The sequence below is a fragment of the Lactonifactor sp. BIOML-A5 genome (assembly GCF_009677585.1).
Lineage (GTDB): Bacteria > Bacillota > Clostridia > Lachnospirales > Lachnospiraceae > Lactonifactor.
Genome location: NZ_WKYV01000001.1, coordinates 112,011 through 135,987, shown reverse-complemented (window position 1 = coordinate 135,987; position 23,977 = coordinate 112,011). Strand labels below are relative to the sequence as shown.

Genomic DNA, 23,977 nt, shown 5'->3' with positions numbered 1-23,977 from the left:
CTATATCTATGAAACATAGTTAGAGAAAAAGGAGTGCAGATAAGATGAATGAATTAGAATTAAAGTATGGATGTAACCCCAACCAGAAGCCAGCCAAGATTTTTATGAAAGACGGCGGTGACCTGCCTATTAAAATCCTGAACGGCAAGCCGGGGTTTATTAACCTTTTAGATGCTTTCAACAGCTGGCAGCTGGTGAAAGAATTAAAAGAGGCTACAGGGATGGTAGCAGCAGCTTCTTTTAAACATGTCAGTCCTGCAGGCGCAGCCATTGCCGTGCCGCTGGATGATACCCTGAAAAAAATCTATTTCGTAGAGGGAATAGAGCTTACGGAGATGGCCACTGCCTATATTCGTGCCAGAGGTTCCGACAGAATGTCTTCTTACGGGGATTTTGTAGCTCTCTCTGACGAGTGCGACGAGCAGACCGCTTCTTTCCTAATGCGTGAGGTTTCAGACGGCGTGATTGCCCCCTCTTACTCTGCGAAGGCGCTGGAATTGCTAAAGAGCAAGAGAAAAGGAACTTATGTGGTAATTCAGATGGACCAGGATTATGTTCCTGCGCCTCAGGAGACCAAAGATGTATACGGAATTACCTTTGAACAGGGGAGAAATAATATTCTGGTAACAGAAGAGATGCTTCAGAATCTTCCTACAAAGGTAAAAGAAATGCCGAAGGAAGCAAAAAGAGATCTTTTGATTGCACTTATCACTTTAAAATATACCCAGTCCAATTCTGTATGCTATGTAAAGGACGGACAGGCCATTGGAATCGGTGCCGGACAGCAGTCCAGAATCCACTGTACGAGACTTGCAGGCAATAAGGCGGATATCTGGTTCTTACGGCAGAATCCGAAAGTGTTAAATCTTCCCTTTAAAGAAGGAATCAGAAGAGCTGACAGAGACAACGCAATAGATGTATATATATCCGATGACTATGAGGATGTTCTGGGAGACGGTGTCTGGAAAAATCTTTTCACAGAGAAACCCGAACCCCTTACCAGAGAAGAGAAAAAAGAATGGCTGAAGAAGATGGAAGGGGTCGCTCTTGGCTCAGACGCTTTCTTCCCATTTGGTGATAATATAGAAAGAGCCCACAGAAGCGGTGTAGCTTACATCGCCCAGGCAGGCGGGTCAGTAAGAGATGACAATGTTATCGAGACCTGCGATAAATATGGCATTGCAATGGCAATGACTGGAGTACGTTTATTCCATCATTAAATCCACTCTCACATAAATCCACCCCAATGGGCCGGAATGCGTTTCACTCATTCTTTAACGTGTTCCAGCCCCTGGGCCAGGATGGTGTAAACGTGTGCGTCGGCCAGGGAATAGAATACAGTCTTTCCCTCCCGACGGAACTTCACCAGATGGCTCTGCTTCAGTACCCGAAGCTGGTGGGAAATGGCACTTTGTGTCATGCCAAGCAGATCGGCAATATCACAGACACACATCTCCTGGGTAGACAGGGCGTACAGAATGCGGATTCGGGTAGGGTCCCCAAAGACCTTATACAGATCAGCCAGGCTGTAAAGAATCTCGTCACCTGGAATCTCATCCGGAGAAATATGGGGATGTATATGGTGGCCTTCGCATAATTCAATGTTGTCGTCAAGCTTGTTAGTTTCATTTACTCTCATAAGTATCTCCTTTGATACGTTTCAATAATTAGAACAGGATTTTCCTTACTACTTAGTGTAAAGGAAAATCCTGTTTTTTGCAATTGTGATATTATTTTTTATACAGGATACGAATAGCATTCAACACACAGAGCATAGCAACACCGGTATCCGCAAATACTGCCATCCACATGTTGGCGAAGCCTGCCAGCCCCAGAATCATGACAAGTATTTTAACTGCAAGGGCAAATACAACATTCTGCATGGCTATGGTTCCCGTAGCCTTGGCAATGGCGATGGACTGGGGAATTGCTTCCATGGAAGAGGTCATAAACACAACGTCGGCAGCCTCGATAGCCGCGTCGGCACCACTTCCCATGGCAGCGCCCACATCAGCGCCTGCCAGAACCGGAGCGTCATTGATACCATCTCCGACAAACATGACGCCTCCGTGCTTTTTACGGATTTCCTGTAGTTTTGTCAGTTTATCCTGGGGCAGGAGTCTGGCATGCACCTCGTCGATGCCGGTAGCTTTTCCTACAGCCTCCGCGCTTCCTGTGGAATCTCCTGTAAGCATTGCTGTTGTAATATGGTATTTTTTCAGAGACTGAATCGCATCCTTCGCCTCTTCTTTTATGGTATCTGCAATTATCAGATATCCTGCCAGTTTGCCGTTTAATGCAGTTAGCACTTCAGTACCGTAGTCTTCCTTAACGTAACCGGACAGATCTACATGGTATTCTTCCATAAGTTTTCGATTGCCGCAGAGGACTTCCCCCTGAGGCAGTGCGGCACAAATCCCCTTGCCGGATAATTCTTTTACCGCATCCGGGCGGACCACGGAAAGGTTTCTTTCAGATGCCGCATTGGTGATGCTTGTGCCTATGGGGTGAGTGGAAGAAAGTTCACAGCTTGCAGAAAGGGCAAGCAGTTCGTCTTCTGTTAAGTCACCAAGAGGAACAGCCTTTTGGAGCACAAAGTTCCCCTTAGTAATGGTACCTGTTTTATCCATAACTATGGCTTTGACATTTTTCATAGCCTCCAGGGAGACACCTCCCTTGAAGAGGATTCCTCTTTTAGAACCGGCCCCGATTCCAGAGAAAAAAGCGAGGGGAACACTGAGTACCAGAGCACAGGGACAGCTGATAACCAGGAAGGTAATTGCTGTATAAATCCAGTGGTTCCAGTTACCGGTAAACAGGGAAGGAATCACAGCCGTTCCCAGGGCCAGGCCTACTACCAACGGGGTATAGACCCTGGCGAATTTTGTGATAAATCTGTCAATCCTGGGTTTGCTTGCGGCCGCATTTTCCACAGAGTCCAGAATACGGGTTACCATGGACTCCTCCAGCGGTTTTTCCACCCGTATCTTCAACTGGCCTGAGGTATTCACACATCCGGATATGACTTCAGATCCGGGTCCGGCTTTTACCGGCACAGGTTCACCGGTAACCGGTGAAGTGTCGATCCTGCTTTCACCCTCCGCTACAGTGCCATCCAGAGGAATTCTGTCTCCAGGACGGACCAGGAGAATATCCCCCGGCTGTGCTTCCCGGGCGGGAATCACCTGGATGCTGCCGTCTCCCATCTCAAGATTTACTACTTCCGGCCGCATATCCACAGCGTCCATAATTTGATTTCTGCTTCTCTCTACCGCTATGTGCTCAAATAACTCCCCTATGCGGTAAAAGAGCATAACACCCACAGCTTCTTTATAATCAGCGATGGCAATAGCAGCCAGAGTGGCAAGACTCATTAGAAAATTTTCATCAAAAATCTGGCCTTTGCTCAGGTTTTTCAGTGCAGTCAGTACGATTCTGCCGCCCAATGCCACATAGGATAATAAGAGAGCAGCCACAGAGGCAGAGGCATAGGAATTCTGAAGAAGTAGTCCTGCCACAAAAAGAACAGCCCCAATGCCTATTTCAATCCCGTCTTTCAGATTCCCGTTTGCTTTTTTTGCAGTCATCTCCCGGCGGGGGTTGGCAGAATCCCGGGACGTTACGATAACGCCGGATTCAATGGAACTGCAGATATCCTGAATCTGGGACAGAAGACGGAGTGGCGTCTGTCCTGTGACCTTTAGCTGTTTTGTCGCAAAGGTCAGGGTCGCGGAAGATACTCCTGGCAGCGCACGGATACGCTGTTCCATCTTGGCAGCACAGTTTGCGCAGTCAACATTTTCTACCAAAAAGATAACAGTACTTTCTTCTTTCGTACCTTTGGCTCTTGGTACAACCGTTACTTCAGACTCAATAGATGAACAAATTTCCTGCAGCCTGGGGAGAAGGTCTTCTGACTGGTGAGCAGTTATCCTGAGCTGTTTGGTAGCATAGATAATTGTGGCGTCTTCAACCTCAGGAAGCTCCCGGATTCTGGCCTCCATCTTAGAGGCACAGTTTGCACAGCCTAGATTTTCTAAAATATAAATCTGTTTGTCAGGCGCGCTTTGAGACAGATAGCAGGTACATTCATCCATGGGCAGTCCGCATACGGTACAAAGCGCATATGGCTCCGGGGCAACATGTTCATGGTGTGAATGATCGCAGCCGCATTCCTCATGATTATGCGCATGATGCTCATGTCCACAGCTGCATTCCGTGTGATTATGCTCCTGGTGTTCATGTTCTGAGCCGTAGTTTTGGGAAAATCCGTTTCGTTTATGTTCATGACTCATAGTATTACCCTCCATTATAGATATCGCAAAATAGAATTATATATTATTAACATATGAATAAGTGTTCATATGTTAATATAAACACTTTTTATGTGTTTTGTCAAGAGTTTTGAAGATAAATTATCTCAATTTAAGAATCACGTTTTGATTGACAAATGGTTCTTAATGTCTTATGATAGGACTAAAGTTAGTCATAACTAACAATTGGTTGACATAGCAGCATCAGTGACGAAGCAATAGCAGCGTATATTTTTTTAATTATAAGTTAGTTTTAACTAACTAAAAGAAAGGAGTGTAGTATTGATTGGGTACCATGGATGAATTTGCACAGTTTTTGATTCGTCATTGTTCCCCCACACTTGCAGGGTTAAAAACAGGTAACTTATTTGCTTATCCTGTGGATGAGGCCAAAGATCCGGAAACATTCATCAGACTGTGGAATAAAGAACTGGAGGAGAAGGGAATTCAGCTTAGGATTCTCAGAAAATCAGAGAGAAAAGCCTTGATTTATGTCTACAGAGTTAGCAGACTGCAGAATGTTTTACAGGAAGAAAAGGCAGAGCAAATTCTTAAGAAATATGGTTATGCTGGGATGAACACAGAAGAATGTATGCAGCACTTAAGCCTCCGCTGTGAGAATTTTTCCTGTTTTCCCCATGAAATAGGTCTTTTTTTGGGATACCCCATTCATGACGTAGAAGGCTTCATTGAATATGGAGGAAAAAAATGCCGTATGTGCGGCTGCTGGAAAGTATATTGCGAAGAGGAGTCAGCCAAAAGAACGTTTGCTTTATATGAAAAATGCAGGCGGATCTACAGCCGGCTTTTTCTCCAGGGAAAATCAATCAGGCAGTTAACGGTATCCTTATAGTTAAGAAGATCCTTTACTGCTGAAAAAAGAAACGTTATTCTTAGAAAATAAATTGTTTCATAGAAAAAAGGAGAGGTGATTATGAGTAAAATTGCAATTGTATATTGGAGCGGAACAGGTAATACGGAGGCTATGGCTGATTTTGTAAAAGCCGGGGCAGTCCGGGCAGGCTCTGAGCCGGATGTGTTTACACCGGAAACCTTCGGATCTGGGCTTGCAGACCAGTACGAGGCTATTGCTTTCGGGTGCCCGGCTATGGGAGATGAAGAACTGGAGGAAACAGAATTTCTGCCCATGTTTGAGGCGGTGGAGGAAAAGCTCAGGGGAAAAAAGATCGCACTGTTTGGTTCCTATGACTGGGGAACTGGCGAGTGGATGGACAACTGGAAAAGTCAGTGTGAAAAAGTCGGAGCAGTCTTTGTCTGCGACTGCGTGATTGCAAACAACGAGCCCGATGATGAGGCAGAGGCTGCTTTAAAGGCTATGGGCGAGGCCTTGGCCAGGATATAAAGGGGGAGTGTATGAGTGTTGTAATTATAGGAGGCCATGACAGGATGGCAACCAGATATAAAAATATTTGCAAAAAATATAATTGTAAGGCAAAGGTATTTACCCAGATGGCAGGGGATCTGAAAAAACAGGTGGGAACCCCGGATCTATTTGTATTGTTTACAAATACAGTTTCTCACAAAATGGTGAAATGTGCGGTAGATGAGGCGAAAAGAAATGACACTGAAATTATAAGATGCCACAGCAGCAGCGGAAGTGCTTTAGAACAGATCCTGGAAGGGTACTGTGGTTAGTACAAGGGAGGGGATAAAAAGGCGCTGCAAAACCGACTGGAAGGCCGGTTTTGCAGCGCCTTTTTTTACTTACATAAAACGATTATTTTTCTCGGTGTGGTCTGAGGCGGTATGCTTCTGGTAGTGGCCCGGTAGTACACGATTAAAGTCTGGTTTGCCAGACTACAGGAAAAGCGCTGCCCGTTTGAAGTGATCACATCTGTGGATGGACCTGGGTTTAATTTCAGAGAACCGTCGCTGGCAGTTAGTGTGCTGTCAAAGAAATTGACCGCAATATTCTCCAGCGGATTGCGCTGTCCCATAATCAAGGCCCGGTACTGGGGCGGATAAATCAGAGGAACCGGTGCATTGCCGTCGTAAAAAGCTGCTACAGACATACCCGGACGCAGGCGGACGCTACCTATTACATAGGTATCGGGGGCCAGCATAAGACGGACAACACCCTCTTCTGTTCGCAGGGTAACCAGCTGCTGGCAGCACTGCCCGGATACATTTTCCATATTCTGAATGATTCCATAGACTGGAATATAAGAAATAGCCATACATAACTCTTTTCGTTTTTTATCAGTATATGCAGGGGGCAGGTATTTATTGCAGCCGCTGGACGCCCTTTCGCAAAGCCGGTCCAACTAGTGAGGCCAGGATGATTTTGGCAATGTCACCTGGCAGGTAGGGGATTACTCCCGCGGCAAGGCCTGCTGAAAAAGTCAGATTGGCCTGCATGCAAAGCCAAAGTGTACCAAACAGATAGCAGACAATGGTTCCGGCGGCCATACCGGGCACCGCCCAGGCCAGTTTTCCATAGCCTTTATCCACACAAAAGCCTGCAATGATGGCCAGAAAAATAAAGCCTGCCAGGTATCCTCCGGTGGGTCCTGCCAGTTTTCCAAGTCCTCCGGTAAATCCTGAGAATACCGGAAGACCAACCATTCCTAATAATAGATATACGATATAGCTTACCGTACCCTTTTTCATCCCCAGAACAAAGACAGACAGATAAATAGCCAGATTTGTGAAGGATATAGGGACTGGGCTGAAGGGTAAGGGAATAGACAGAGGACCCAGTATACAGGTAACTGCTGTCATAAGGCCTATGAGTGTTAAGCTTTTCACAGAGAGTGATTTTATTTTTTCCTGGGGCATATGTGATCTCCTTTTTCATTTTCTATGAGCATTATATAAAAGATAATATAGATTGTCAACTATTATATTATTTTGGTTAACAATTTGCGGAGGAAAGGGATACCCTATATTTTTAAAATAGGATATGGTAAAATGAAGAAGACTTTAACGTAAAGGAGGTAGAAGATTTGGCACAATCAATGCTTTATGCCCTTGGAGGAACAGGGTTTACATTTTTAATGACCAGCCTCGGAGCTGCGGTAGTATTCTTTTTCCGGAAGGAGATGAAAGAGGAGTACCAGAGAGTCTTTCTTGGATTTGCAGCAGGGGTAATGATCGCAGCGTCCGTGTGGTCCCTGCTGATTCCGGCCATTGACCAGGCTGAAGAGATGGGGTTGATTGGATGGATACCGGCAGCGGGGGGATTTGCCCTGGGAGGGATATTTCTCTGCCTGATGGATAAGCTTCTCCCACATATTCATGCGAATTCCAATACAAGAGAAGGACTCCCGGCAAAATTAAAACGTACGACTATGCTGGTTTTCGCGGTTACACTTCACAATGCTCCGGAAGGCATGGCAGTGGGTGTTGCTTTTGCCCTTGCAGTGACAGAAGGGGCGGATCCGGCAGCTCTTGCAGCTGCTGTGGCCCTTGCAGTCGGAATCGGCATCCAGAACTTCCCGGAAGGAGCGGCTATCTCACTGCCTCTCAGACAGGAGGGGCTGCCCAGGTGGAAAGCATTTTTGTATGGCAGCATGTCGGGAATTGTGGAACCAATAGCAGGTGTGCTGGCGGCTATGCTGGCAATGAGAGCCCAGGCAGTAATGCCATGGCTTCTGGCATTTGCGGCAGGGGCCATGATCTATGTAGTGACAGAGGAATTGATCCCGGAGGCAAATCTGGATGAACACTCTCATCTGGGAACTTTGGGGGTTATGACCGGATTTCTTTTAATGATGATACTGGATGTGGCACTGGGATAATGAATGCTGTTCATATTTATTTTAGAATTCCTTGTATTGTGCTCCCTTATATTTTAATGCTATAATATAGTAATGCGTTAAGTATACAAAATACTTTAAAAAGTAGAAAGGGGAGAAAGTACTATGGCAGCATTTAATATGAAGGTGACACCACAGCTAGAAGAATTGACACAGATTTGCCTGGATAACAGTAAAATGGACGTTTCTCTATATGGAAAGTACGATGTGAAGCGCGGACTCCGCGACTTGAACGGAAAAGGTGTACTGGCAGGTTTGACACAGATTTCCAATATACAGGCATATAAAGAAGTAGATGGTGAGTCTGTTCCCTGTGAGGGAGAGTTATATTACAGAGGCATTAACATCTACGACTTAACCCGGGGATTTCTTCAGGAGAAGCGGTTTGGTTTTGAGGAAGTAACGTATCTGCTTCTGTTCGGTGTTCTGCCCACAGAAACTCAACTGGAAGAATTTAAAAAGATGCTGGCAGCCCAGCGCTCTCTGCCCAGAAATTTTGTCAGAGATGTAATTATGAAAGCACCAAGCAGGGATATGATGAATACTCTGTCCAGAAGCGTTCTCACTTTATATTCCTACGATAAGAATCCGGAAGATATCTCTCTTCCAAACGTACTTCGTCAATGTATCAATCTCATCAGTGTATTTCCCATGCTTTCCGTATATGGATACCAGGCCCACCAGCATTATAATAAGGATAAAAGCCTTTTCATTCACCATCCCGCAAAGGAACTGTCAACTGCAGAGAACATCCTGTTAATGCTGAGGCCGGATAAAGAGTATACACCTCTGGAAGCAACTATTCTGGATCTTGCCCTGGTTCTCCATATGGAACATGGCGGCGGTAATAACTCTACCTTTACAACCCATGTGGTTTCTTCCTCCGGCACGGATACGTATTCTACCATAGCCGCAGCATTAGGTTCCTTAAAAGGTCCGAAACACGGCGGAGCAAATATTAAGGTAGTCAGCATGTTTGATGATATGAAAAAGCATGTGCATGACTGGAAGGACGAGGACGAAGTCAGAAATTATCTGGTAAAACTTCTCCACAGGGAGGCCTTTGACAAACGAGGGCTTATCTATGGTATGGGTCATGCGGTATATTCTATTTCTGATCCGAGAGCTCAGATATTTAAGGGCTTCGTAGAGAAGCTGGCAAAAGAAAAAGGCAGGAATAAGGATTACGGCCTGTATTCTATGGTAGAGCGCCTTGCCCCACAGGTAATTGCTGAGGAACGCCATATATATAAAGGTGTAAGCGCCAATGTAGACTTTTACAGCGGATTTGTCTACAGTATGCTGAATCTTCCGTTGGAGCTCTATACCCCTATGTTTGCCATCGCACGTATTGTAGGATGGAGTGCTCACAGGATGGAGGAGCTGATCAACACAGACAAAATTATACGGCCGGCTTATAAGAGCGTTATGCCGGAACAGGCGTATACCCCGCTGCATGACAGAAAATAATAGGAGACGTATAAATATGACAGCAAAAAAAGGTTCAGGTCTTGTATTGGAAGGAGGCGCCACAAGAGGCGTCTTTACTTCCGGGGCCCTGGATTATCTTATGGAACAGGATTACTATATTCCTTATATTGCAGGAGTCTCTGCCGGCGCCTGCAATGCCGTAGACTATGTGTCAAGGCAGGCGGGCAGGACGAAAGACTGTATGATACACAAAGAGAAAGAAAATCGTTATTTTGACTTGAAAAAGACAATTAAAAACAGAAGTCTCTTTGATATGGACATGATTTTCGATAAATATCCCAATGAAATCTATCCTTTTGATTACGATACGTACTTTCAGTCTTCTCTTCAGTGCGAACTGGTGGTTACCAATTGTATCACAGGTAAAGCTGAGTATCTGAATGAGACGGTAAAAAAGGAAAGACTTATGAAAATATGCAGAGCTTCCAGCAGCATTCCTCTGGCAAGCCCTATGGTCACCGTAGACGGCATTCCTTATCTGGACGGCGGATTGGCGGATTCTATTCCCATTATACATTCCCTGAAAACAGGACATAAAAAGAATGTCATTATTCTCACAAGGAATTACGGCTACAGAAAAAGAAATCTAAAAAAAAGCAAAAGCCTGTATGTGGCAGCCTACTCCGGGTATCCAAATCTGATTCGAACGATATTCTCCCGTGCGGATCGGTATAACAGGACATTGGAGTATATTGAAAAATGGGAGAGAGAGGGAAAAGTTTTCGTGGTACGCCCCTCTGTAAAACCAGTATCCAGAACGGAACAAAAGTATGAACATCTTATAGAGTTTTATCAGCATGGTTATGATACAATGAAAGAACAGTTTGAAGCCATGAAGGATTTTTTGGAGAAATAGAAGGAAATAAGGACAGGAAAAGTATTGTGAGTACAACAGATAAGAAAATACAAGTTTTAGCCAGCTTTGGGCTTTTGGGAACAGCAATTATCTGGGGATTTGCATTTGTGGTAGTGAAAAACTCCCTGGATCTGATACCAGCCTCTTATATGCTGGCATTTCGTTTTACCATCGCTGCCGTACTCCTGGCAGCTATTTTTTGGAAGCGTCTAAAGTTTCTAAATAGGAAAATAATAAAAGAAGGAGCTGTGTTAGGGTTCCTTCTATTTATGAGTTATCTTCTGCAGACAATAGGATGTGACTATACAACAGCGGGTAAGAATGCTTTTTTAACTACAGTTTATGTGGTAATTGTCCCTTTTTTACATTGGATGATGAATCATAAAAAGCCGGATGCATTCTGTATTGCTGCGGCATTCCTTGCCATTGTGGGGATTGGAATGCTGTCGCTGAAAGGCGATTTGACCATGAATATAGGTGATGTGCTTACCTTAATCTGTGGATTCGGGTATGCGCTTCATATGATTTATATTGATCGGTACACGGAAAAGCAGGATCCTGTAGTTCTTACCATTCTGCAGCTGGGGTTTGCAGCGATTTTTTCGTGGATAGTATCTCCGGTTATGGACGGGGGATTCCCTGCAGGGGCATTCCAAAAAGACATTATCATCGGGATGCTGTATCTCGGCGTACTGAGCACCATGCTGGCATTTCTCCTTCAGAATGTCTGCCAGAAATATACGACACCCAACACAGCATCCCTTCTTTTATCTATGGAATCCGTATTCGGAGTCCTGTTTTCGGTTCTGCTTTTGGGAGAGATAATGACAGGCAGAATGATCGTGGGATGTCTGCTGCTTTTTGCCGCAGTTATTACGGCTGAGACGAAGTTGGAATTTTTGAGAATGCCGGTCGTGAGGGAGAGAAAGACGGAGGAATAGATATGTTTGAAAAATTTTATCCGGATGAATATCTGGAATCTGCCTATAAGATAGATTTTGACCGCTTGTACCGGGAAGGATACCGGGGGCTGCTTTTTGATATTGACAATACACTGGTGCCTCATGGAGCGCCGGCGGACAAAAGAGCCATGGAGCTTTTTTCCCATCTAAAGGAATTGGGATTCGGCTGCTGTCTGATCTCAAACAATCGGCGGGAGAGAGTAGCATCTTTTAATGAACAGGTACAGGTCAAATTTATAGAGAATGCCCACAAACCCTCCCCAAAGAATTATCTCAGAGCCATGAAACTGCTGGGGACCAATCAGACAAATACGTTATTTATCGGTGATCAGCTCTTTACAGATATCTATGGCGCAAAAAGAGCCGGAATCCCCACCGTTTTAGTGCAGCCCATACATCCCAGGGAGGAGATACAGATTGTGCTGAAACGGTATCTGGAGAAAATAGTGCTATATTTTTACAAAAAGAAAAGAGGAATATAAAGTGAATCACATAGTGCTGATTGGTTTTATGGGGTGCGGGAAGACCTCCGTAGGAAAAAGGCTTGCAAAACGTCTGGACCTCACTTTTGTAGATACAGATGAAATGATTGAACAGAAAATGGGAATGTCTGTGAGTGATATTTTCGCAGGATTTGGAGAGACGTATTTCAGGCAGCTGGAGACAGAGGCCATAAAAGAGCTTTCAGAGACGAGCAGCCCCTGTGTCATATCCGTGGGCGGCGGACTCCCTGTGCAGTCCCAGAATAAGCCGTACCTTAGAAACATGGGGAAAGTGATTTTTTTGACTGCTACTGTGGATGTTCTGGCGGAAAGGCTGGAGACAGACACTTCAAGACCTATGCTTCAGGGCGGTGATCTCCGGAAGAAGATCATCTCATTAATGGAGGAAAGAGAGGAGGCTTACCGGGAAGCGGCGGACCTGGAAGTCGACACCAGCAGACAGTCCTTTGGAAAGATTATTGAGAAAATAGTTGAAAATTTAGATTAGGTATTATAGAATGTAAGATAGCGGGAAAATATTTGGATTTTCCTGAGGTACGATTAAGGAGGAATATCTATATGATTTCAGCAGGAGATTTTAGAAATGGTATTACATTAGAGATTGATGGTAATGTCGTTCAAATTATCGAATTTCAGCATGTAAAACCAGGAAAAGGTGCTGCGTTTGTTAGAACAAAGTTAAAAAATATTATCAATGGCGGAGTTGTGGAAAAAACTTTCAGACCTACTGAGAAGTTCCCTCAGGCGCACATTGATCGTGTTGATATGCAATATCTGTATTCTGATGGTGACTTATTCCACTTTATGAATGTGGAGACATATGATCAGATTGCATTAAACGCTGACGATATCGGAGATGCATTAAAATTTGTAAAAGAAAATGAGATGGTGAAGGTATGTTCTTATAATGGCAACGTATTCGCTGTTGAGCCTCCGCTGTTTGTTGAACTGGAGATTACAGAAACAGAACCGGGCTTTAAGGGAGATACTGCACAGGGAGCTACAAAGCCTGCTACAGTTGAGACTGGAGCTGTGGTATATGTGCCTCTGTTTGTGGATCAGGGAGACAAGATTAAGATTGATACCAGATCTGGCGAATATCTTTCACGCGTATAACAGCATGATTACCCGCCGTGTCATAAGCGGCGGGTCCTTTTTTCAGGCACATTCGTGCACCAGTTCCCATAATAAAAAGAAGTAAATACAGATCTATCGGCTATGGTTTTTCTATGGCTTTCTTTTCATGCATTCATTGCTTCGGACGTGTGCGCAATCAGGGTACACTGCAGAAAAAAGCCGTATAAAAATAAAAAATCTACAGAAAGGATGATTATTTGGATTACAAAACATTCAGACTCCGGCTCAGAGATGCCCTCTGCCAAGAGATGGGAGAGGAGGTGAGTATTACGCTTCAGCAGGTCCAGAAGAATAATGGCGTATGTTGCCAGGGGATTTCTATCAGAAAGAAGGAGGAAAGGATAGCGCCCGTGATTTACCTGGATCCCTACTACGAAGCCTTCGAGGGCGGGCTGGAATTCTACAAGGTTGTACGGGAGATAAGAAGGCAGTATCTTTTGGGGAATGTATCTGATATCTCCATGGAGGCTTTCGGTGATTATCAAAAAGTGAAAGATCAGATTTATTATAAACTAATAAATTATGAAAAAAACAAAGAACTGCTGGAGAGAATTCCTCATTACCCTTATATGGACTTGGCAGTAGCCTTTTACTACCGTCTGGAGGAAACCTCTCTCTCCGGCGCTACAGTACTGATTCACAACAACAATCTGGAACACTGGAAGATCACAAAAGAAGAGCTTTTTCAGTCAGCAAACCGCAATACCCCTGAAAAACTCCCGTATACCTTTCGGGGGATGGGGGAGATGATACAAGCTCTCCTGGAGGAGGATTCTGATTGGGAAGCACCCGCAGATGATTCTGACATGGCGGACGACGGCATGTTTATACTTACAAATGAGGATAAGTATTACGGAGCTTCCTGTCTCCTGTACCCAGAGCTTTTGAATCATATCGGCCGTATTCTAAAGGCCAGCTTTTATATACTGCCCAGCAGTATTCACGAATGTATTCTAATCCCCGATTCCGGGGAATATTCCCCTTCAGAACTGTCTGCAATGGTGCGGGAGGTGAATGCCTCCCATGTGGAACCTACAGAGATACTCTCAGATCATGTATACTATTTTGACCGGAGAGAACGTAAAATAGCGGCCTTAATTTAGACCGTATGCAGGGGGGAAGCGCCAATAAATTTCCCCTCTGCCTTTACAAGTTCAAAATTTTATGGTATGATAGCTGGGTGATTGATTAATAGTGACTGATATGCATCCGTAGCTCAGGGGATAGAGCAGTGGTTTCCGGTACCACGTGTCGGGGGTTCGAATCCCTCCGGATGCGTTTGTTTCACTATAGGGGGAGAGCATAGCAAGAATAAGGGAGATTGAATGCTATGGTTTAAAGGAGGACAATCATGTTAGACAATTTTAGAGAATGGCTGTCAGACAACCTAAGATATATCTTACTTGGTCTGGCGATTTTAGTCGTTCTTGTGGTTCTGTTTTTTGGAGCAAAAGCCTTATTCGGTTCTGGAGATAAGGATAAAGGCAGTGAGCCCAAACAGAAAACGGAACAGGAAAAAACATCTGGCGGATCCGAAAAATCAGATGACTCTTCCAAAGATGCACAAGATACGAATACAGAAGACAAGGATGCCTTACAGAAAAATGCCTACCCTGAAGTAAATGCAATCATCAATACTTTTTATACTGCCTGGGGCAACAAAGATATTGACAGTATGAAAAGAGTAACAGACAGCTTTGATTCTGCAGATGAGGCCAAAGTGCTGAATTCTACATACATTGAAAGCTACAGCAATATTGACACTTACACCAAAAAAGGTCTGACAGAGGGAAGTTATGTAGTATTTGTCTCCTATGACCTGAAATTTGTAGATATTGACACACCTGCCCCCGGTTTGACTCAGGTATATGTTGAGACAGATGATGAGGGAAAGGTATACATCCATAAAGATGATGATGACAAAGAAGTCCAGGACTATATTGCCAAAGTGGTTCAGGAAGAAGATGTAAAAGAACTGATTAGCAAGGTGCAGAAAGAATTCCAGGAAGCCCAGGAATCGGATGACAAGCTTCGGGAGTTTGAAGACCAGCTTGGAAGTGAAACTACCACTGCCAGCATGGCTGCCGACGGTTCTACAGTTTCGGCAATCAATGGATGCAACGTCAGAGCAGAAGCAGATACTGATTCAGAAAAAATCGGTGAATTAGAGGCTGGTGAACAGGTAAAGAAAATAGAGAATGCGGATAATGGCTGGATTAAGATCGAGTTTGACGGCAAGACAGGGTATGTCCGCGGGGATTTGTTACAGTGATAGTATGGGGCTGCAGGTGATGCAGCTCCTTTTTTGTTGAAAATTGGGATTTAGGGGTGTAGCGCTTGGACTTCGGCTCAAGGTGATTCAGGACGGCAGGTGTAGGTGGCAGGGGGACGGTGAGAGGACTCCCGCGGCAGCGGGCTGGCTGGTCCGGGCGGGAGGGAGGCTTAAGTTCCGGGGACACCTCCGTCGCGAAGAGAGTCTAAGACAAAACCGGAATCCCCGCCGGAGCACCGTTCGTATGTGCAAAGAATGCTTGATGTGCATTCTCTGCACATGCTCACTTTTTTTCGGCCCTGACTGCCGAAAAAATCTCCTGCGGAAATCCCGGTTTTGCCTAAGACTCTCTAGTCACTCCTGCGGAATCGTCCCCGGAACTTAAGCCTCCCTCCCGCCCGAACCAGCCAGCCCACCGCCGCAGAATTCCTCTCACCTGGGTATGGAGAAGTTCCAGGGGGAGCTATTTATCCAAAACATCAAGCGGACAATAGTGAGAAATAAGAGGAAAAGTGTACAACTCTCGACCTTTCCCCCCGTTTTCCGTGAATGTGAAGTGAGTCTCTGCCAGGTCGAGGGAGGAGGTCTTGGGGCCAGGGGTACTGTGTGGAACTGCGCAGACTACGGAGTGCGTCCGAAGATCCACTGCCGGCGGTCACTTAGGAGCGAAGGCTTTCCTGAGCTTCTTAGTGAACGGCCAGGCAGTTAGCTGAGGAGAAACGCAGCAGCAAGCAGATCCACACAGTACCCCTGGCCCCAAGACCTCCTCCCTTGACCGTCCGTCTGCGACACTCCGCTCGCCGACTATTTCACCTCGAGCTTCATATACACAAAACTATAATTTAATGAAACTCCCCATACGCCTTCCCATTCTCTAAAGGAATCCCCTTTGCTGCCGCTAATTCGCTTACTGTTACAAGCTGATATCCCATTTCCCTGAGGGCAGGTATCAAAGTTTCTGCAGCTTTTGCGGAAGGTTCATGGATATCGTGCATGAGAACAATGTCGCCGTCTTTGACATTGTTGAGCACCGTGTCTATGGTGGTCTGGGTATCCCTGGTTTTCCAGTCCAGGGTGTCGATGGACCAGAGGATTAAAGGTGCTCCTGCCGCGCTGCGGACAGTGGGATTGAAGGCGCCGTAGGGCGGGCGTACGCAGGAAGCGCCTTCTCCCACCAGATCTACAAGTGCCTGGTTTGTAGTATTGATCTGGGAGGATACCCCGGCGGCATCCATTTTACTCAGATCGGAGTGATCGTAGGAATGATTGCCCAGTTCACAGCCCAGAGCTTTCATCCGCTTTACTGTCTCAGGGTATTTTGGGATCAGTTTGCCAAGCATAAAAAAGGTGGCTTTGGCGTTGTTTTGCTGCAGAACAGTAAGAATACCGTCTGTATATTTGCCTGGACCATCGTCAAAAGTAAGGGCGACCATAGGGCCGCCTCCAGCAGATGGTGTCTCTTTTTTAGCATTAGGGTCCCAGACACCGTTATCTTTCATAAAGTAAGCTTTGCCGTTCTCATCTGTGATCCATCCGGTAGCCATAGAACCGTCATTTTTCAGATAGTACCATTGCTTTCCAAGCTGAAGCCATCCTGTGGCCGCAGAACCGTCCTCCTGTATGTAATACCATGTGTTATTAGTTTCCAGCCAACCGGAGGGTTTCAGAGAACCATTTTCGTCAAAGTAATACCGCTTGCCTTCACTTTCAATCCAGGTGCTGACTGCCTTGGATCCATCGGCATTCATAAAATACTTCTGATCTCCTTCTGTGATCCAGCCGATGGTCATGACACCGTCGTCTCTTAGAAAGTAGGTTTTATCATCAACGGTAATCCATCCGGTAGCCATAGCACCGCTGTCATCAAAGTAATAGTTGTTCCCATTCAGCTCCAGCCATCCGGTGGCCATGGCTCCGTTTTCTGAGAGGTAATAGTGTTTTCCGTTGTCTTCGATCCACCCGGTAGCCATAGTGCCATCATCTTTTAGGAAGTAATAGGTATCCTGATCCAGAATCCATCCAGAGGCCATTGTTCCATCCCCGTTAAAATAGTACCAGGAGTTCTGGTCATTCAGCCAGCCTGTCTGTATGGTGCCGTCGGGCTTCAAATAATACCGGGTTCCCTTATCCTGAAGCCATCCGGTATCCATATAACCATCCGAATTAAAGTGATAATTCACTTGATCCACTGCAAGCCATTTATTTCTGGGGGAAGTTCCGTCGGCGTACACGTAACGCCTTCCCTTTTCACTGTATACCCAATGGTCTTCTTTTAACGCAGCTTCCTGAAGTTTCATGGTTTTCTGATATGATTTTACAGCGGCTGTTACGTATCTCGGTACGATCAAAATCGCGAGAACAATTGCTATGATGAGAAATACCGAGAAGACGACTTCCACCTGCCGCCGTCTTTTAGATTTGCGTTTTACACTCATATTTATAATCCCCTTCTTTACGTTCATCCTTATTATACACTCTGGACGGGAAAAAACAAGAAAGAAGGGGCTTTTTGGGGCAAAAGAAGAATTAAGAATTTATGAAGAGGGCCCGTAATCTCCTCAGGTTATTCCTTGAATTGTCAACCTGAAACAGTTATAATAAAGGATATGCTATAGCGGATAGGAGCGGAATGACAGATGAAACAGGAGAAAAAGATATCTACAAAGGATAAGATTGTGGAAGCTGCCTGGGAATTGTTTTATCAGAGTGGGTATGATAATACTACGGTAGATGACATCATTGCCAGCTCGGGAACCTCCAAAGGGACGTTTTACCATTATTTTAGTGGAAAGGACGCTCTGCTGACCACATTATCGGATTTGTTTGATAATAAGTATGAGCATCTGGAGCAGGAGATGGATCCTGAGATGAACAGCTTCGATAAATTGTTATATTTAAACCGGGAGTTATTTAAAATGATTGACGAACATGTAAACCGGGAGATCCTTGCGTCCATGTATTCTTCCCAGCTGGTTACCAAGGGTGACAGGCACCTTATGGATCAGAACAGAATATATTTCCGCATGTTGAACCGGATCGTGGACGAGGGTCAAAAAAGAGGCCAGATCAGTACCATGATGTCAGCCTATGAAATAACGAATGTTTATGCCCTGTGCGAGAGAGCATTTATCTATGACTGGTGCATATCCCAGGGAAGACTCTCTCTTTCGGATTATAGTAAAACCCTTATGCCAATGTTCCTGGATAAGTTCCGGGTGTCAGAAGAGGATGTGAATAATGCAGGAACCCATACGTCTGAATAAGTATTTGAGCGAGGCGGGTGTATGCTCCAGAAGAGAGGCAGATCGTCTGGCGGAGGAAGGAAAGATTACTGTGGACGGCAGGCGGGCCGCTGTGGGGATGAAGATCCTGCCCTCTCAGAAGATACTCGTGGAAGGAAAGCCCGTAAAACGGGAGGAAGAAAAGGTGCTTTTGGCTGTACATAAGCCCAGAGGAATTGAGTGTACCTCCCAGGAAAAGGTAAAGAATAATATTGTCCGCTTTGTCAATTATCATACCCGTATCTATCCTGTAGGAAGGCTGGATAAGGATTCGGAAGGCCTGATTCTTATGACGAATCAGGGGGAGCTTGTGAACAAGATGATGCGGGCCGGCAATTACCATGAAAAAGAATATATTGTGACTGTAGATAAGCCTGTAACAAAAGAATTTGTGAGACAGATGGCCGGTGGTATTCCAATCCTGGACACTGTTACAAGAAAGTGCCGGGTAGAGAGAATCGACGCCAGGCGCTTTCGTATTGTCCTGACACAGGGACTGAACCGTCAGATTCGAAGGATGTGCGAATATTTAGGCTATAGGGTGATAAGACTAAAGAGAGTCAGGATTATGAATATTGAATTGGGAGATCTGCCGGCAGGCCAATACCGTCCGGTGACCCAAAAAGAATGGCGGGAGCTTATGAAGCAGATTAAAGACTCCTCCAATACAACAGTAGTCAGAAAGGATGATATGTGACGCAATGGATGCGATGGCAAGAATGAAAGAACTGGTGGGTCTCTTAACCAGGGCCGGCAAGGCTTATTACCAGGAAGACAGGGAAATAATGAGTAACTTGGAGTATGATAAATTGTACGACGAGCTTCAGAAGCTGGAGAAGGAGACAGGAGTTACTCTGGCCGGAAGTCCAACGGTATCTGTGGGATATGAGTCCCTGGATGAGCTGCCCAAAGAGGCGCATGGGAGCCCTATGCTTTCTCTGGATAAGACAAAGGATGTAGAAGCGCTCAGAGACTTTGTGGGAGAGCACAGAACCCTTCTCTCCTGGAAGCTGGACGGTCTTACCATTGTACTGACTTATGAGGGAGGGACACTCATAAAGGCGGTTACCCGGGGAAATGGGGTGGTGGGGGAAGTAATTACCAATAATGCAAAGGTATTTAAAAATATTCCCCTTCAGATTGCTCACAAGGGGCAGCTTATTCTTAGGGGGGAAGCTGTGATAACCTATTCTGATTTTAAAAAAATCAACGAAGAAATAGAGGATGTGGATGCCAGATATAAGAATCCGAGAAATCTGTGCAGCGGTTCTGTGCGGCAGCTGAATAACGAGATTACGGCGAAGAGAAATGTCAGATTTTATGCCTTTTCTCTGGTGACTGCACAGGATGTGGAGTTTCACAATTCCAGAAAGGAACAGATGGAATGGCTGCGGGGGCAGGGGTTTGATGTGGTGGAATATCGCATGGTTACGGCGGAAACTTTGGATGAAGCCATGGAATATTTTTCTGAACAGGTAGTGAAAAATGATTTTCCTTCAGATGGTCTGGTGGCCCTGTACGATGACATCGCCTACGGAGAGTCGCTGGGAAGTACTTCCAAATTTCCAAGAAATGCCTATGCATTTAAATGGGCAGATGAGATCCGGGAGACGACATTAAAAGAGATAGAATGGAGTCCTTCCAGAACCGGTTTGATCAATCCAGTGGCCATCTTTGAGCCGGTAGAGCTGGAGGGGACCACAGTGAGCCGTGCCAGTGTACACAACATCAGTATACTAAAAGAACTGGAACTGGGAATCGGTGATCGTATCCAGGTATATAAGGCCAATATGATCATTCCTCAGATTGCAGAAAACTTAACAAGAAGCAACCATCTTACGATCCCGGATACCTGCCCGGTATGCGGACAGGAAGCAAAGGTGATCAAGACCAATGAAGTAGAATCTCTGTATTGTATGAACCGGGAGTGTCAGGCAAAACGGATCAAATCCTTTACGCTGTTTGTGAGCAGAGATGCCATGAATATTGACGGGCTGTCAGAAGCCACCCTGGAGAAATTCGTGGCAAGAGGCTTTATCCGGGATTTTGGGGATATCTATGAGCTGGCGCAGTATGAGGACGAGATTGTTGAGATGGAGGGGTTTGGAAGGAAGTCTTATGATAATCTGATAACCAGCATTGAAAAGTCCAAAAACACCACTTTGCCAAGGGTGATCTATAGTCTGGGAATTGCAAACATAGGACTAGCTAATGCCAAAGTGATTTGCAGAGAATTCGGCTACGATCTGGAGAAAATGACAGAGGCTGACGAGGAAGCTATCAGCAGCATTGAAGGGATTGGTCCGGTAATCGCAAGGACGTTCCGGGAGTATTTTGACAAAGAGGAGAACCGAAGAGCTCTGGACCACCTGATGTCTCATCTGCAGCTGGAGGAGGTTGCAAGGGATGAAGAGCAGACATTCAAGGGGTTGAATTTTGTAATAACGGGAAGTGTGGAGCGCTTTGCCAACCGGGGAGAGATAAAGGAGCTGATCGAGTCCAAAGGCGGTAAAGTGACCGGAAGCGTTACCTCAAAGACGAATTACCTGATCAACAACGATTCAGCTTCTGCTTCCTCAAAGAATAAAAAGGCAAAAGAGCTGGGCGTTCCCATCATTACAGAAGAAGAGTTTTTAAATATGTTAGGATAGAGGCCTGTTAAGCAATGGAAGAGAGCAAAAAAGGAATTAAAGGAATTATATTTGGGAGAACGATCGTAGTCATACTTGCCATTCTCCTGCAGCTTTTCGCGCTGTTTGCCGCCTTTTTGTGGCTGAGAGATGACGTGTTCTATGTCTATGGGGGATTTACTGTCATAGGCTTTGCCGTGCTGCTGCACATTGTAAATAAACGGGGAAATCCCGATTTTAAGCTGGTATGGATGATACCTGTTCTTATAGTTCCCGTCTTCGGGGCACTGTTTTATATTTATATGGAGCTGCAGCCAGGCACAAAGCTGATGTACAGGAGACTTCGATTACTTTCCGCAAGTACCAGAGAATACGTTGTCCAGGACAGGGACGTACAGGAGGAACTGGAGGGGATTAGCCCGGAGATGGGCCACCTTGCCTCCTATCTGTATCAGTATGATAATTGTCCGGTTTATAAAAATACAGATGTTACTTATTTTCCTCTGGGTGAAGATAAATACGAGGCTATGCTCCGGGAACTTAAAAGGGCAGAGAAATTTATATTTATGGAATATTTTATTGTAGAAGAGGGCATAATGTGGAATTCGATTCTGGAGATCCTGAAAGAGAAGGTTCGGGAGGGGGTGGAGGTTCGCTTTCTGTATGACGGAATGTGCAGCCTGGCACTGATGCCTTATCATTACCCGGACCATTTGAAGGCAATGGGTATCCAATGTAAAATGTTCGCGCCTATTAAAGCCTTTTTCTCCTCCCACTATAACAATAGGGACCACAGAAAGATTCTTGTAATTGACGGAAAAACAGCCTTTACCGGCGGTGTAAATCTGGCGGATGAATATATTAATCAGAAAGTGCGGTTCGGACACTGGAAGGACACTGCGGTTATGCTTCGGGGGGATGCAGCAAAGAGTTTTACCTTCATGTTCCTGGAAATGTGGAATGTGGATACGCTTCGTGAAGAAAATTATAAGGCATACATAGTGCCTGCTCATAAGGGGCCTGCTAATGACGGCTTTGTAATTCCCTACGGGGTGGTGCCATTTGGCAGTGAGAGGGTAGGCAAAAGAGTATATCTGGATATTTTGAATACAGCCAAAACGTATGTGCATATCATGACACCTTATCTCATCCTGGATCAGGAAATGATTATGGCCCTTACATACGCCGCCAAAAGGGGAATTGAGGTGAAAATTATAATGCCCCACATTCCGGATAAAAAGACAGCGTTTGCCCTGGCTAAGACCTACTACAATGAATTGATTGAGGCGGGGGTAGAGATTTATGAGTATACACCGGGTTTTGTACACGCTAAAGTCTTTACATCAGACAATGAAAAAGCTGTGGTGGGAACTATAAATATGGATTACAGAAGTCTGTATCTTCATTTTGAATGTGCAGCCTTCCTGTACCGCCATAAAGAGATCTGCCAGGTAGAGCAGGACTTTCAGGATACTCTAAAGAAATGCAGACAGATAGCGCTTGAAGACTATAAAAAGCTGGGCGTTTTCGTGCGGCTGGAAGGCAAAATTCTGCGGCTTTTTGCTCCGTTAATGTAAAACAGGCCATGTGTGGTTCCTGTCATATGCCACAGACTAGCAAATTGTGTTACTGTGTGCGGAGCAGACCGTGATAGTGTCCGTGTAGAAACAACAAATGTACAGAAAATAATTCTTTTCCACATTTCCTGTTCTATGCTATAATGAGTTATTAAATAAAAAAGGTAGGTGGAATACGGTATGCCGATTAAAGTACAGGGAGATTTGCCTGCAAAGGAGATACTGGAGAAAGAGAATATATTTGTGATGGACGAAAACCGTGCCATCCATCAGGACATACGTCCCATTCAGATATTAATTCTGAACCTTATGCCTTTAAAAGAGGAGACGGAACTGCAGCTGCTGCGTTCCCTTTCTAATACGCCCCTTCAGGTAGATGTCTCATTTATGACCATGAGCAGTCACGAGTCTAAAAACACATCTACCAGCCATCTGAACAAATTCTATCTTCACTTTGAGGACCTGAAAAATAATAAGTTTGACGGTATGATCATAACAGGTGCACCTGTGGAATTAATAGAGTTTGAAGAAGTGGATTACTGGGAAGAGCTGACAGAAATTATGGACTGGACAGAAAAGCATGTAACGTCTACCATTTATCTCTGCTGGGCGGCGCAGGCTGGTTTGTACTATCACTATGGGCTGAAGAAAAAGGTACTCTCTGAGAAGATGTTCGGACTCTTCTGGCATAAGGTGATGAACCGGAAAATCCCTCTGGTGAGAGGCTTTGACGATGCTTTTTTAGCTCCCCATTCCCGTCATACAGAGGTACCGTTAGAGGATATCAAGGCTTGTAAGGATATTACTATACTGGCAGAATCCGAGGAGGCCGGCTTTTTCCTGGGAATGGCTAAAGAAGGAAGACAGATATACGTAATGGGACACCCGGAATATGACAGGGTGACCCTGGATGGTGAGTATAAAAGAGATCTGAATAAAGGACTGGATATTCAGATTCCTAAGAATTACTACAGCAATGACAATTCGGAGGATCGGCCCCTTCTTATGTGGAGGGCGCATGCCAATAATCTTTATACGAACTGGTTGAATTATTACGTGTATCAGACGACGCCGTATGACTTGGATGGGACGCCGTTTTAGGGTGCAAAAGGGGACGTGTTCTTTCTAAAAAGAACACGTCCCCTTTTGAGATCGGGGTGTCCCAAAATGGTTCTG

General features: G+C 45.2%; 23 protein-coding genes and 1 tRNA gene. 19 read left to right on the top strand and 5 right to left on the bottom strand.

Annotated features, from left to right (window positions below; all coding sequences use genetic code 11):
* Nucleotides 1–44: 44 nt before the first annotated feature.
* The gene (locus tag GKG41_RS00575; protein WP_154256345.1) at nt 45–1,220 is read left to right on the top strand and encodes a phosphoribosylaminoimidazolecarboxamide formyltransferase; all 1,176 of its coding nucleotides are present in this window, start codon (nt 45–47) and stop codon (nt 1,218–1,220) included.
* Nucleotides 1,221–1,267: 47 nt separating this feature from the next.
* Here the strand turns inward: GKG41_RS00575 and GKG41_RS00570 are convergent, their stop codons facing one another.
* Both GKG41_RS00570 and GKG41_RS00565 read right to left on the bottom strand, forming a co-directional pair.
* Nucleotides 1,268–1,639: a metalloregulator ArsR/SmtB family transcription factor gene (locus GKG41_RS00570; protein ID WP_072848177.1), complete on the bottom strand. Its 372-nt coding sequence runs from the start codon at nt 1,637–1,639 to the stop codon at nt 1,268–1,270.
* Between the two features lie 91 nt (nt 1,640–1,730).
* Nucleotides 1,731–4,295, bottom strand: a complete 2,565-nt coding sequence (locus GKG41_RS00565) for a heavy metal translocating P-type ATPase (RefSeq protein ID WP_154256343.1) — start codon at nt 4,293–4,295, stop codon at nt 1,731–1,733.
* A 313-nt stretch (nt 4,296–4,608) separates the two neighbouring features.
* On the opposite strand from GKG41_RS00565, the gene GKG41_RS00560 reads away from it, so the two are divergent.
* The 3 genes from GKG41_RS00560 (at nt 4,609) to GKG41_RS00550 (ending at nt 5,969) form a co-directional block, all read left to right on the top strand.
* The gene (locus tag GKG41_RS00560) at nt 4,609–5,166 is read left to right on the top strand and encodes a DUF3793 family protein (protein WP_154256534.1); all 558 of its coding nucleotides are present in this window, start codon (nt 4,609–4,611) and stop codon (nt 5,164–5,166) included.
* 81 nt (nt 5,167–5,247) lie between these two features.
* Complete coding sequence (locus GKG41_RS00555; RefSeq protein WP_072848175.1) at nt 5,248–5,676, top strand: flavodoxin; 429 nt, start codon at nt 5,248–5,250, stop codon at nt 5,674–5,676.
* Between the two features lie 11 nt (nt 5,677–5,687).
* Nucleotides 5,688–5,969 (top strand): DUF2325 domain-containing protein, encoded by a 282-nt coding sequence (locus GKG41_RS00550; RefSeq protein ID WP_072848173.1) that lies wholly within the window; start codon nt 5,688–5,690, stop codon nt 5,967–5,969.
* A 65-nt stretch (nt 5,970–6,034) separates the two neighbouring features.
* On the opposite strand, the gene GKG41_RS00545 is transcribed toward GKG41_RS00550, so the two are convergent.
* Both GKG41_RS00545 and GKG41_RS00540 read right to left on the bottom strand, forming a co-directional pair.
* Entirely contained in the window at nt 6,035–6,511 is a 477-nt protein-coding gene (locus GKG41_RS00545; protein WP_154256341.1) for a hypothetical protein, read from the bottom strand.
* 46 nt (nt 6,512–6,557) lie between these two features.
* A complete protein-coding gene (locus GKG41_RS00540; RefSeq protein ID WP_154256339.1) occupies nt 6,558–7,112 on the bottom strand; it encodes a biotin transporter BioY in 555 nt (184 codons plus the stop codon).
* 179 nt (nt 7,113–7,291) lie between these two features.
* Between GKG41_RS00540 and GKG41_RS00535 the strand changes: the two genes are divergently transcribed.
* From GKG41_RS00535 to GKG41_RS00490, 10 genes are all read left to right on the top strand, one after another.
* Nucleotides 7,292–8,074, top strand: a complete 783-nt coding sequence (locus GKG41_RS00535) for a ZIP family metal transporter (RefSeq protein ID WP_072848167.1) — start codon at nt 7,292–7,294, stop codon at nt 8,072–8,074.
* A 123-nt stretch (nt 8,075–8,197) separates the two neighbouring features.
* A complete protein-coding gene (locus GKG41_RS00530; protein WP_072848165.1) occupies nt 8,198–9,562 on the top strand; it encodes a citrate/2-methylcitrate synthase in 1,365 nt (454 codons plus the stop codon).
* A 16-nt stretch (nt 9,563–9,578) separates the two neighbouring features.
* On the top strand, nt 9,579–10,439 hold the full coding sequence (locus GKG41_RS00525) for a patatin family protein (RefSeq protein WP_072848163.1): 861 nt from the start codon (nt 9,579–9,581) through the stop codon (nt 10,437–10,439).
* 26 nt (nt 10,440–10,465) lie between these two features.
* Nucleotides 10,466–11,380, top strand: coding sequence for a DMT family transporter (locus GKG41_RS00520; protein WP_084067520.1), 915 nt, complete (start codon nt 10,466–10,468; stop codon nt 11,378–11,380).
* 2 nt (nt 11,381–11,382) lie between these two features.
* Nucleotides 11,383–11,883 (top strand): YqeG family HAD IIIA-type phosphatase, encoded by a 501-nt coding sequence (locus GKG41_RS00515; RefSeq protein WP_072848160.1) that lies wholly within the window; start codon nt 11,383–11,385, stop codon nt 11,881–11,883.
* A gap of 1 nt (nt 11,884) precedes the next feature.
* On the top strand, nt 11,885–12,391 hold the full coding sequence (locus tag GKG41_RS00510; protein ID WP_072848159.1) for a shikimate kinase: 507 nt from the start codon (nt 11,885–11,887) through the stop codon (nt 12,389–12,391).
* Between the two features lie 71 nt (nt 12,392–12,462).
* Nucleotides 12,463–13,020: an elongation factor P gene (gene efp, locus GKG41_RS00505; RefSeq protein ID WP_072848157.1), complete on the top strand. Its 558-nt coding sequence runs from the start codon at nt 12,463–12,465 to the stop codon at nt 13,018–13,020.
* A gap of 218 nt (nt 13,021–13,238) precedes the next feature.
* A complete protein-coding gene (locus GKG41_RS00500) occupies nt 13,239–14,144 on the top strand; it encodes a DUF5688 family protein (protein ID WP_072848729.1) in 906 nt (301 codons plus the stop codon).
* Nucleotides 14,145–14,246: 102 nt separating this feature from the next.
* Nucleotides 14,247–14,319 (top strand) — tRNA-Arg (locus tag GKG41_RS00495).
* Nucleotides 14,320–14,392: 73 nt separating this feature from the next.
* Nucleotides 14,393–15,313 carry an SH3 domain-containing protein gene (locus GKG41_RS00490; RefSeq protein ID WP_072848155.1) on the top strand — a complete coding sequence of 307 codons (921 nt, stop codon included), beginning with the start codon at nt 14,393–14,395 and terminating at the stop codon, nt 15,311–15,313.
* 842 nt (nt 15,314–16,155) lie between these two features.
* On the opposite strand, the gene GKG41_RS00485 is transcribed toward GKG41_RS00490, so the two are convergent.
* Nucleotides 16,156–17,748: a polysaccharide deacetylase family protein gene (locus tag GKG41_RS00485; protein WP_072848154.1), complete on the bottom strand. Its 1,593-nt coding sequence runs from the start codon at nt 17,746–17,748 to the stop codon at nt 16,156–16,158.
* Between the two features lie 201 nt (nt 17,749–17,949).
* Between GKG41_RS00485 and GKG41_RS00480 the strand changes: the two genes are divergently transcribed.
* The 5 genes from GKG41_RS00480 to metA all read left to right on the top strand — a co-directional run bounded on the left by GKG41_RS00480 (nt 17,950) and on the right by metA (nt 23,902).
* A complete protein-coding gene (locus GKG41_RS00480; RefSeq protein WP_072848152.1) occupies nt 17,950–18,576 on the top strand; it encodes a TetR/AcrR family transcriptional regulator in 627 nt (208 codons plus the stop codon).
* Nucleotides 18,551–19,291 (top strand): 23S rRNA pseudouridine(2604) synthase RluF, encoded by a 741-nt coding sequence (rluF, locus tag GKG41_RS00475; protein WP_072848150.1) that lies wholly within the window; start codon nt 18,551–18,553, stop codon nt 19,289–19,291. Before GKG41_RS00480 ends, rluF begins: the two co-directional genes overlap by 26 nt.
* Before the next feature lie 4 nt (nt 19,292–19,295).
* Nucleotides 19,296–21,245: an NAD-dependent DNA ligase LigA gene (gene ligA, locus GKG41_RS00470; protein WP_154256337.1), complete on the top strand. Its 1,950-nt coding sequence runs from the start codon at nt 19,296–19,298 to the stop codon at nt 21,243–21,245.
* Nucleotides 21,246–21,259: 14 nt separating this feature from the next.
* The gene (gene cls, locus GKG41_RS00465) at nt 21,260–22,801 is read left to right on the top strand and encodes a cardiolipin synthase (protein WP_072848146.1); all 1,542 of its coding nucleotides are present in this window, start codon (nt 21,260–21,262) and stop codon (nt 22,799–22,801) included.
* A 180-nt stretch (nt 22,802–22,981) separates the two neighbouring features.
* Complete coding sequence (metA, locus tag GKG41_RS00460; protein ID WP_072848145.1) at nt 22,982–23,902, top strand: homoserine O-succinyltransferase; 921 nt, start codon at nt 22,982–22,984, stop codon at nt 23,900–23,902.
* The last annotated feature ends 75 nt before the right edge of the window (nt 23,903–23,977 follow it).